This is a genomic window from Flavobacterium cupreum, assembly GCF_003996965.1.
In the GTDB taxonomy this organism is placed as follows: Bacteria; Bacteroidota; Bacteroidia; order Flavobacteriales; family Flavobacteriaceae; genus Flavobacterium; species Flavobacterium cupreum.
In genome coordinates this window covers 2,160-10,642 of sequence record NZ_QWDM01000033.1, presented here as the reverse complement: position 1 = coordinate 10,642, position 8,483 = coordinate 2,160, and the positions used below count along the sequence as shown (strand labels likewise).

Annotated in this window: 14 protein-coding genes; all 14 read right to left on the bottom strand. The window is 37.6% G+C overall.

Annotated features, from left to right (window positions below; genetic code table 11):
* On the bottom strand, window positions 1-338 hold a 338-nt coding region (locus D0817_RS24515), incomplete at its 3' end, for a hypothetical protein (RefSeq protein ID WP_134737795.1).
* A 10-nt stretch (window positions 339-348) separates the two neighbouring features.
* Window positions 349-1,821 (bottom strand): hypothetical protein, encoded by a 1,473-nt coding sequence (locus tag D0817_RS24510; protein ID WP_127340971.1) that lies wholly within the window; start codon window positions 1,819-1,821, stop codon window positions 349-351.
* A 3-nt stretch (window positions 1,822-1,824) separates the two neighbouring features.
* Entirely contained in the window at window positions 1,825-2,364 is a 540-nt protein-coding gene (locus D0817_RS24505; RefSeq protein ID WP_127340970.1) for a collagen-like protein, read from the bottom strand.
* Between the two features lie 421 nt (window positions 2,365-2,785).
* Complete coding sequence (locus D0817_RS24500) at window positions 2,786-3,028, bottom strand: hypothetical protein (protein ID WP_127340969.1); 243 nt, start codon at window positions 3,026-3,028, stop codon at window positions 2,786-2,788.
* A 108-nt stretch (window positions 3,029-3,136) separates the two neighbouring features.
* Window positions 3,137-4,246, bottom strand: coding sequence for a P-loop NTPase family protein (locus D0817_RS24495; protein ID WP_127340968.1), 1,110 nt, complete (start codon window positions 4,244-4,246; stop codon window positions 3,137-3,139).
* A gap of 4 nt (window positions 4,247-4,250) precedes the next feature.
* Window positions 4,251-4,727, bottom strand: a complete 477-nt coding sequence (locus D0817_RS24490) for a hypothetical protein (RefSeq protein WP_127340967.1) — start codon at window positions 4,725-4,727, stop codon at window positions 4,251-4,253.
* Between the two features lie 11 nt (window positions 4,728-4,738).
* Window positions 4,739-5,290: a hypothetical protein gene (locus D0817_RS24485; RefSeq protein ID WP_127340966.1), complete on the bottom strand. Its 552-nt coding sequence runs from the start codon at window positions 5,288-5,290 to the stop codon at window positions 4,739-4,741.
* Complete coding sequence (locus tag D0817_RS24480) at window positions 5,290-5,625, bottom strand: hypothetical protein (protein ID WP_127340965.1); 336 nt, start codon at window positions 5,623-5,625, stop codon at window positions 5,290-5,292. Before D0817_RS24480 ends, D0817_RS24485 begins: the two co-directional genes overlap by 1 nt.
* Window positions 5,622-6,317 (bottom strand): glycoside hydrolase family 19 protein, encoded by a 696-nt coding sequence (locus tag D0817_RS24475; protein ID WP_127340964.1) that lies wholly within the window; start codon window positions 6,315-6,317, stop codon window positions 5,622-5,624. Before D0817_RS24475 ends, D0817_RS24480 begins: the two co-directional genes overlap by 4 nt.
* Window positions 6,318-6,419: 102 nt before the next feature.
* A complete protein-coding gene (locus tag D0817_RS24470; protein ID WP_127340963.1) occupies window positions 6,420-7,049 on the bottom strand; it encodes a peptidoglycan-binding domain-containing protein in 630 nt (209 codons plus the stop codon).
* 87 nt (window positions 7,050-7,136) lie between these two features.
* Window positions 7,137-7,565 carry a hypothetical protein gene (locus tag D0817_RS24465; protein ID WP_127340962.1) on the bottom strand — a complete coding sequence of 143 codons (429 nt, stop codon included), beginning with the start codon at window positions 7,563-7,565 and terminating at the stop codon, window positions 7,137-7,139.
* Window positions 7,565-8,044, bottom strand: coding sequence for a hypothetical protein (locus D0817_RS24460; RefSeq protein ID WP_127340961.1), 480 nt, complete (start codon window positions 8,042-8,044; stop codon window positions 7,565-7,567). Before D0817_RS24460 ends, D0817_RS24465 begins: the two co-directional genes overlap by 1 nt.
* 13 nt (window positions 8,045-8,057) lie before the next feature.
* Entirely contained in the window at window positions 8,058-8,261 is a 204-nt protein-coding gene (locus D0817_RS24455) for a hypothetical protein (RefSeq protein WP_127340960.1), read from the bottom strand.
* Window positions 8,249-8,483, bottom strand: a 235-nt coding sequence (locus D0817_RS24450) for a hypothetical protein (protein ID WP_161568466.1), incomplete at its 5' end; no start/stop codon positions are given. The genes D0817_RS24450 and D0817_RS24455, both read right to left, overlap by 13 nt.

Below are 8,483 nucleotides of genomic sequence, written 5' to 3'. Positions count from 1 at the left end.
GGTTCAAAATTAATCACATTTACATCCAGCGGAGAAGGGATTGAACTGGAAGACCCCGCGGAACCGTAAAAGAATTTATCTGCTAACTCAATTAAAAATTCATTCAAATCATTAGCGTAAATCTCCGGCTCGCATGATGATTTACTGATTTCCAAGTAATTTAAAACAAAAGCGTTTTCTCCCTTTTCATTCTGAATTATAAAGAAATCCTTTTGAGATCGGTCTTTAACAATATTTAAAGCCGGATTGAGTGACGCCAATAACGAATTATCAGCAATTTTGTGAAGCCTGACGCTTCCCTGATCGTCTTTGACGAATTTTAAAATATTTGTGCTCATTTTTTTCGTATTAAATAAATCGACCTTTTAAAGTATAAATCCCTCTTATAATCTGTGATGCTGTGGCTGTACCTATAGGCACATTCAAAATCAAATTAATAAATTTGCCACTCTCGCAAACTTCGGGTGTTTTAAAATCGACATCGATAACCGTAGCCTGTTTACCAACCGGATCACCAACAGCAAAAGACTGAACCCCTAAATTTAGTTTGATAAAGCCCGCATTGGCTAATGTAACAGCACTGCCGTTTATTCCGATACCCCATTCCAAAAGCGTTGCAGTTGTTGCAACGGCTGTCCCTGTATTGTAGGTTTCAATTCTGATTCCCTCTATTAAAAACTTTGCACCAGTGGGAACCTGCCAACCAAACAAAGCGTAATGCGTTTCCGATCCTGCAACTGCTGCAAACTGAAATTTTCCATCTTTTATAGTTACTGCATAACTTCCGGCTGTATTGCTCAGCGTTGCCGATACCGGGGCGGTACTATTTTGAAAATTCGCCAAAGACGCTCCCGTGTAAGGGTTTGAACCTTGTGACATTCCTAAATTTCCCGCAACTTCGCTTGCGCTCATAGATACATTCCAATCTGTACTTAAAACCTGCATTTCACTTATAATAAAAATGGGCGAGGCCGTTGGTACACCGGAATTTACAACCCTGCTGTACTGAGGCAAAGAGGTTGCGCCAAACATTTTAATGGCAGAATTGGGAACAGGCAAAGACAAGACCCCTATAAATTCAGATGTTTGCGTGTCCTGAATGGTGAAAACCGCGTTATCATCATCAATAATCAGATCGTAGACGAAGTAATTACTGGTGTAATAGGAATTGGACATATTTAAAGGCTGTCCAATTGTATTTCCATTACTGGCCACTTGCGAAATAATACTGTCGATAGCGATAGTTACACCGTTATAAGTAATTGCGCCTTGCAAAACCCCTGACGATATCATACGGAAACATACCCCGTTAGGAACTATTAAAGTTGTTGTGGTTGGGATTCCAAAACCAAAATCAGCAAAAGAGTTTGCCAGTAACGTATGTCTTAGTCTTTGCTTGACCTGCAACGGCACACGGGGTATTTTTTGAAATAATCTTTGACTTAACAGCGTTGAGTATGCACCCGAAGTAGTTATGGCATTTGACGTTAAATTAATTCCGGTGAGCGTTCCCATAGCCTGTGTGAAAGTAAAAAAAACCTGCGTCCATTTTCTTGCATTTAAAGTTGCACCTTCAAATTGATCGTATAATTCAGGAATGTAATTCCCTGTAATCAAATTTCCTTTTCGGTCGGTTCTGAGTATAGTGGCAACCTGATCGTTTTTTCCCGCCATGAGTAAAGCTTCCTGATTTGATGGAATTAATTCACGGTGTTGTTTACCAATTCCGTTTCCAAAAGCATCTTTAAGGCGAACCCATAAATTACCCAGTGCGCTATCGCCCTTTGCTTGTCCTGTATTTAAAAAATCGAATAAAGCCATGTTTTAGTTTATTATTTGATAATAGATTTTTCTTTTTCCAACCACTAAATGATTGAAATTTATTGTTAGTGAAATACTTCCCGCTGATGCAGAAGCAGACATAAAAGGCATATCCAATTCCCAATCGTTACCGATTCTGCCAGTTGCAGGGTTAGGACTTGTAAAGGATAGGATTTTGCTGGTTGCCAGTACACTTGCATCAACAATTAAAAATGTTTTTGATGAAATCGGATCGATACCGAAATCTATCTCAATCTCAGTCAAAGGAAATATTCCGCTTGCTCCCGTGTCACCTTTTAATCCGGTATCCCCTTTTAATCCCGTGTCGCCTTTGTCGCCTTTTAATCCTGTATCGCCTTTATCTCCTTTTAATCGTATTACATCATTCTCGCGTAAAAAAGGATTGCCGGAGAGATTGTTATACTCGCTTAAATCATCTTTTAATATAATTTGATTGATTGCATTTGCAATGGCGTTGCGGTCAGAAACCCATTTTGTACCATCCCATGAATACCAACCTTCCGGATAATATGTGCCTCCCAACGATCCAATTAACCACGAAGTCCCTTGCGAGGTTCTTACATAGGAAATAGCCCCAAGGGTTTCACCTGCTATTAAATCGGAATAAGTCTCTACCTTTTGAAATATAGGGACACCCTGAAAAGTTTCTCCGTTGTCGTTTATTTCAAAAAAAAAAGTTTCTTGATAATTCTATCAAAAAATCATTGAAGTTTGTGGCTACAATTATAGGCTCGCACTGCGAGCAGTCGACCTCTTTATATTTCATCACAAAGGGATTTGTTGCAAAAGAGACATCGGATTGAATTTTAAACGTTTCTTTGTTAGACTGGTCTTTTGTGACGTTTTGCGCGGGATTCATTGACCACAAAAGGGAATTGTCTTGGATTTTATACACCAAGACATTTCCCTTTTCATCCTTTACGAATTTTACAATGGCAGACATTTATTTCTTTTTTGCCTTTTTTACGGGGGCTTTTTTTACCACCTTTTTTCTAACCGGGGCTTTCTTTGCCACAACCTTAACGATCTTACCGCCCGCCACGTATTTAAAGCCTTTTTTTAAAGTCCCGTCGGTTTTTAGTCCGGTGGCTTTTACAACACTACTGCAAACTTTCTTTAAACCTCTAACGGTTGGTTTTTTTGTAGTGGTTCTTTTTGTTGCTGTTTTTCTTTTTGTCGTTTTCATTTTTTGATTGATTTAGTTGATGATTAATTTTTAAATTGTAGATTTTTATTCGTTCCTGGACAAAGCGCCGGAACAGATCTGTTTGAAAAAAATCTACTTTTGGGTTTATTAATTTACCGTAAACGATAATTTTTTATTTGGTTTTGATTCTTTTGTATTCTCAGACTTGTTTGACATGAGTTTTTTACTGAAAATATTGAATTTCAAAGTATCGAGCGGTTTATTTTGGTAACGGTTTTTATCAGCGAAAATATAATTATCCTTATAGTTGGATTTCTTCTCTGTATATAAAACAATGTCAGCGTCAAACTGACTTTTAGAACCGCCTCGCATTTTGCCGTCTGTTGTTTGCTGAAAAATCACGATGAATAATTTACCGTTGTATTTCTTTCTTAAATCCTTGTCAACTTCAAAACCTTTTTGCATTTCCTGCATTTTAGAGAAACTGTCAATTACAATAACATCATTATTTCTAATCAGTTTATCTAAATCTGCAACGCTTTTTATGACAGGTGCTTCGGTATCAATCAAAGCCTGATTGTTCAGGTACTCATTTGCTTTGTCATAATACAATGTACTTTCGGGATGCTCTTCGATACTGGCATGACCCACCTTGTAATTTTGAGCAAAAGTATTAATGAACTGAAAACACATTCTTGTTTTCATTGATCCCTGACCGCCTGTTAAAGTAATTACAACGCTATCGGATGCCGGAATTTCAATTTTTCCTAAAAAGTCTGCTATATCTTTATTATCAATCTTGAAATACTTAACGTTTTTAGGCTTGTTAGCCATTTTATAGGCCAAAGAATTTTTATTAAGATTTGGCTTTTCAACGGCTTTTTTCTCCTTTGCAACAGGCTTTACAACAGTTTTTAAAACTGTATTCTTTTTTATCAGGGGTTTTGTAACAGCTTTGGCCAAGTTCGTTTTTTTTATGATTTTTGTTCTTTTTTTTCTTGTGTTTGTATAAACCTCGAACCGATTTGCGCCAGGCGTTTTATTAGTGGTTTTCTTAACCCCATTTAAACCAAAAGGTTCAACCAGATTCTTAATTTCAATCAAAAAAGTATCATCCTTAAATGCCTGTAGTACCTTAATTACCCTTTTTGATATGATCGTGTTTTTTTCCTTTTCGGCCTTAATGAGTAAATCTTCTAACGTTTTACGAGAAACGATTAAGCCGTTTAAGCTATTGAATTCTTGCGCTAGTGTCATAGGATCAAATTTTATGTTCAGTGCCTAAAATGCTTACAATCGTTTCAATTCTAATATCTTTTAAATCAAAACTCTTTTGGATGACCGATATAACAGTACTGGCAACGGTTTTGAGTTCTAATTGAATTGGAATATTGAAAAGGGTTGTACTTCCATTGGCCGGAATTGTGATCGAACTGGTATTGACCGTTGCAGTACCTAAAAGAATGTTGCTTTTGTCGTAAAACAGGATTCTTTTAAGGGTAACGGCCAAAAGTTTAGCCGAAAAAACTTCCGGTGTAGGATTCACTAATTTTATATCGAGATTGAACGTTACAAAGGGCGCTCCTTCATTCCACTTGATATTGAATTTCTTTATTGCCGTTGGGTAGATTTTCACAAACTGGAAAAGCTCAATGATCTTTTGTACTTTGTATTCAATAAAAAAATAACCTGCAATTGCAATTATTCCCGCTCCGATAATTATTTTTTTAGCGCTCATTTTCAATTTTTTTAAATAAAAATTCTTCCAATTCTCCAACCCAGAAACAAGATTATAAGCCCTCCGATAACAGCCAGTATTTTAACCCATACCGGAAAGTATTTTTCCCTTATAATAATGGGTTTGACTTCCTTTTCTTTTTCCTTTTCTACTTTATTGGTGGCCGTTGTTTGCGTTTTGGTCTCAGCCTGTTTCAGAAGTACAACAATTTGCCTCAGGGCTTCATCATACCGGACACTTGCCTCATTGCTTCCTGATTTTTTATAACTGTTAAGCTGCCTTAAAACCTGATCCAGTGTCGCCTGTGTAATACTGTCACATTCGGGTTTTGCCGTTTTGACCTTTGCCAGTTTTATAACAAGGCTGTCGAAAATGGCCTGATTGATTTCAGTAGTTTTTACACTGTCTTTTGTATGTTCAACTGTACGCTCAATGGTATGTACCGGATCAGGTTTTTTTGAACTACAGGAAAATACAAACGCCAGTGAAAGCGATAGTAAGAGTATGAACAGGATTCTTAAAAATCCTTTAAACGGGTCTTTGTGATATAGATTTGTTGTCATTATTTTATTTTTGTTTTGATTAAAATTTTTAGGCCATTGAAAAAACTACTTATTAATTGCTCGACTTCGCTTTGGATTAAAGTGCTTAGCGATCCACCCCAAGCACAAAGCACGAAAGTCAAAAACTTGCTGAGATGCATTACCTCACTGGTAATTACATAAACCGAAATCGCAACAAAAAAACTCACGATTGCTTCGGCTAAAATGAAGCTAAGTGTAGCTTTTTTTCCTTTTTGGGTCGCATTGTAGATTTTGGTAAAAATCCCCATCAGGATCACGATTCCCAGTAAAATATAATCCCGGAAAATCTTCAATTCAAATAATATTTCTTTCATGTTTGTTTGGTGTTAAAAGGTGAAAGCCAGTTAAAAGCGTAAGTACTGATGCTGCTAAAATTAGGTAGTGGCTTCGCTTTTTTTTTTAATAACTCAATACTTATGTTTTGAGTTTGATAAAATTTAAATTTCTTAATTCTGTCCGCTAAACCATTAGCACCCCCGTTTACTTTCTGTGTGATCTTAGTAATTAAATTGGCATCCGCTAAGGGATTGAGGTTTTTGTAGACAGAAAAAAACCACGCTGCACAATCAATAGCGATTCCAACTTGTAAAAGAAGATCAGGATTATTTACTACGTCATACCCGGAGTACTTTTTGTAGGCTTCATAGGTCGCCCTACCTGTAAGCTGAATATAACCGCGCCCCCTGAATTTCCAACCGTCACCACTTGCAGCATTTCCGTTACCGTTTGCATTGGCATATCCTATATTAGCGATCATTATCTGATTGGCCGGATGTGCACTAGTACGCCCGTACAGATTCCTTTGCACCGCCGAGAGACGGGTATTGAACGGGCTTGTACCTGCAAGCCCTTCAGGTGTGTAATTCAGGTTTTCGACAAGCCTTGTAAAATTTCCTGATTCGTGGGAAAGCTGCGCCAAAAAATGCGCAATTCTCAGCGGATTATTAATGTTATATTTCGAAAAGACTTTTAAAAATATACTGCTGTTGTCTAAGATAAAACTCATTATAGTATCACTTTTTTAGGTTCCGATTTCGGCCAGAAGAGTACTATTGCCAGTACTGCTATTGCTGAAATCATTAAGGTTGATTTTTTAGGTGTTGCCATCTTAATACGCTTTTACCGCATTTGCGTTCACGAAGTAGTAAACATCATCACGTTTGATTAAATATTGACCACCCAGCTTTTCAGCTACAAAAGTGCCGATGTACTGACCGTAATTAATTGAGCTTCCGAAAAACGGTTTTGAACCATCATTGAAATACACCCCGCTTGCTGTTCTTTTGGCATTAAAAAGGCTGACCTTATCCATGTTTGCCATTAGCTTTTGACCAGCCTTTGGCGTTACAAGAGCCGTCGGAATAGCTTTGGTTGCATTACCTGCAACTGGTTTAGCAATAATGTATCCGGCTAAACTGATCTTTGCAACTCCTTTTTTCTTTTGCAAAGCCGTTAGGGTGTTACTTCCGAAATCCCCGTCTATTTTTACTCCTAAAAGCCTTTGCAATTCTCTTACTTCAAGGCCTTTACTGCCTTTGGATAGTACCTTATTTCGGTCTAAGGTTGCCCCTGCTGTTGGGACGGGATTTGATACAACTGTTGGGGGTTCCGGAATATCATCCAAAAGCAGATCGTTCTCTTTCTCTTTTTTCTTTTTTTTCCAATAGAGAAAACCAATTGTTCCTACTGCGAGTAATCCGCCTCCTATCAATAACTTATCTTCATTTTTCAATTTCATGATTTCCTTTTTTTAAATTGTAGATTTTTTTGAATCAGATCTCGCGCTGCAGCTTTTCCAGGTTCGCAAATAAATCTACATTTGAGTTTATAAATAGAGCGGGAATTTCTTTCTAAGCAGGTTATAATCTGCGTCGTTTAGTTCCTCTTTTAACCAAGTTTTCAGCGGTAACTTAGTCCCACCGATGGTATTGTAACCTAATATTCGATTGTAGTTTTTAAGTCCAAACGCTTTTACAATCTGTCCAAACTGTGCCTGCGATACGCTAGTGAGGGTTTCAAAAATCAAAGTTTCATCGGTTCCGTTGTAACGGTTCATTGCGTCGTATAACAAAGCCACTTTCTGAGGGGCAGAAAAGGCAGGAACTAAATTTACATCACCTTCATCGATATACTTTTTGTTGCCCCCTAAAACGGAACTTCCGTTTTTATTGGTTTTGGTCAAAAAATAAACGCCTAAACCCAAAATAACCACTGACGCGGTTACTATGATTATCTTTTTCTGTGTTGTCATCATTAGAAAAATCCTTTTATTAAAAATCTTAATTTGGTGATATCATCCGCTTTGAACTGATCCTGTAACCATTCCACTAAATTCATTTTACTGAGCGTGGCACTTCGACGCTCTCCGAACTCATTGTATACCCTAATAAAACCGTTGTGGTTAAGTCCTGTCAGGTTGTTTTCCACTGCCTTGTAATTCGCTCCAAATCCCATAAGGGCGGTATAAATGGCGTCGGCTCTTGATTTGGCCTCTGTAACGCTTATGTTACTGGGCTTATAACGGGTATCTTCTTTTAATTTGGAAAATCCTTTTAAGAATTTAAAGTAGACCACTGCAACAATTCCACCCACAAGCAGAACCTTTAAAAATGTAAATCCGGCGCTCATTGTTCTTTCTGCATTTTGTTGTGATTTTGCGATCACTTTTTGCCCCTCTGGACTGCTCAGCACACTGGCAATAATTGCGGGATTTCTTAGACCTCTTTTTTTCATCGTACAGGCTTTTTTAATTAGACAAAAAACCTTTAATCATCGGGAAATTGGTTTTTAACTGCTCGATGGCTTTGGCATTTTTGGAAAGTTCAGCAAGCTTTGAAAGCACATCATTGTCAAGCTTTGACAAATCTGTTAAAGCCTTTGTTTTGGCTTTTATTTCAAAAGGATTAACCGTTTTTATCTCAATTTGAATCGGGGTGTTTATGCTTCCCATAGTTGGTATTTTTTTAATAATTGTGCTAATTCCTGTGAAAACTCATTGTTGGTATTAAGCCCTTTGTTGATGCTGTCCAAAACCCCTACAACGGTATCATCGATATGTTGCAAAGCCGTTGCAAAGTGTTGTTTGGCTTCGCTCTGGAAGGTCTCAGCCGGAGCAGAAAGTCCCACGGGGGGAACCCCTTTTACAAAGCTTATCAGGGTTGGTAATTGCTGT

Bases quoted from the DNA above. Each gene is read 5' to 3' on its own strand.
- D0817_RS24510 (WP_127340971.1), bottom strand. From the start codon at position 1,821: ATGGCTTTATTCGATTTTTTAAATACAGGACAAGCAAAGGGCGATAGC.
- D0817_RS24500 (WP_127340969.1), bottom strand. From the start codon at position 3,028: ATGAAAACGACAAAAAGAAAAACAGCAACAAAAAGAACCACTACAAAA.
- D0817_RS24495 (WP_127340968.1), bottom strand. From the start codon at position 4,246: ATGACACTAGCGCAAGAATTCAATAGCTTAAACGGCTTAATCGTTTCT.
- D0817_RS24490 (WP_127340967.1), bottom strand. From the start codon at position 4,727: ATGAGCGCTAAAAAAATAATTATCGGAGCGGGAATAATTGCAATTGCA.
- D0817_RS24485 (WP_127340966.1), bottom strand. From the start codon at position 5,290: ATGACAACAAATCTATATCACAAAGACCCGTTTAAAGGATTTTTAAGA.
- D0817_RS24480 (WP_127340965.1), bottom strand. From the start codon at position 5,625: ATGAAAGAAATATTATTTGAATTGAAGATTTTCCGGGATTATATTTTA.
- D0817_RS24475 (WP_127340964.1), bottom strand. From the start codon at position 6,317: ATGAGTTTTATCTTAGACAACAGCAGTATATTTTTAAAAGTCTTTTCG.
- D0817_RS24470 (WP_127340963.1), bottom strand. From the start codon at position 7,049: ATGAAATTGAAAAATGAAGATAAGTTATTGATAGGAGGCGGATTACTC.
- D0817_RS24465 (WP_127340962.1), bottom strand. From the start codon at position 7,565: ATGATGACAACACAGAAAAAGATAATCATAGTAACCGCGTCAGTGGTT.
- D0817_RS24460 (WP_127340961.1), bottom strand. From the start codon at position 8,044: ATGAAAAAAAGAGGTCTAAGAAATCCCGCAATTATTGCCAGTGTGCTG.
- D0817_RS24455 (WP_127340960.1), bottom strand. From the start codon at position 8,261: ATGGGAAGCATAAACACCCCGATTCAAATTGAGATAAAAACGGTTAAT.